We start from the raw sequence: 868 nt of genomic DNA on the forward strand, positions 1-868 counted from the left end.
CCTTTTGCGTAGCACTATTTAATTGGGAGTTCATTCTCCAAATAATGGATAAATTCCTCATGCAAGGGGGTTAGGAAGGGAGTGTGCTTCCAAATCATAGTCCCTGTTGAAATGTTTTCAGGGGTAAACGGTTTGAATAGTAACTCAGGGACATTGATCACCCCAGCGATACCAACCAAGAGGAGCTGGTCGTCAACTAATGGATACATGCGGGCATTACCAATCAGATTATACTTCATGCGAATATTCAGCTGCGATGCTTTCAAGCCGAGTTCTTCTACTAAGGAATCGTTAAACGAGGACTGCCTTGAAATCGCGACGGGGTATTGGGTGAGTTGTTCAGCTGTGATTGCTGGCTCACTGGCCAGGGGATGATGCCGGTTGATAAAGACCCCACGAACATCCGCATCTGGAAAGTCGAGGTAGTCATAAGAAGCTTTTTGCGTGAAATCAAGAGCAAATAGGAAGTCGAGTTCGCCTTGATTAAGGCGAGCCAGTAAGTCAGTTGTTGAGCCAGAAATTAAAGTAATTGTGACGTTAGGGTAGTCACGTTGCAATTTAGAAATTGCCTGGATAACGTGATCGAACATCACTGTTTCAGCCGCACCAATCGTGATAACACCGGCAATCGCTTCCTTGGATTGTAAATTGGTAACGGTTTTGTCAGCAATTGCAATCATGTCTTCAGCTTGTTTGACCAGGTAGATACCTTCAGGGGTTAGCGTGACAGGCTTATGTTCACGGTTAATCAGTTGCACACCGAGTTCAGTTTCAAGCAGTTTTAACTGACGTGATAAAGCAGGTTGTGTCACGTTTAACTGAGCCGCAGCGGCGGTTAATGTGCCAGTGCGTGCAACAGCTAGGAAAT

At 45.4% G+C, this 868-nt stretch carries 1 protein-coding gene; it reads right to left on the reverse strand.

Annotated elements, in window-relative coordinates:
- Nucleotides 1–14 precede the first annotated feature (14 nt).
- A partial coding sequence (locus tag WEIDD23_RS12015) for a LysR family transcriptional regulator (protein WP_062359095.1) occupies nucleotides 15–868 on the reverse strand: 854 nt, incomplete at its 5' end.

The sequence above is a fragment of the Weissella sp. DD23 genome, assembly GCF_001579105.1.
In the GTDB taxonomy this organism is placed as follows: Bacteria; Bacillota; Bacilli; order Lactobacillales; family Lactobacillaceae; genus Weissella; species Weissella cibaria.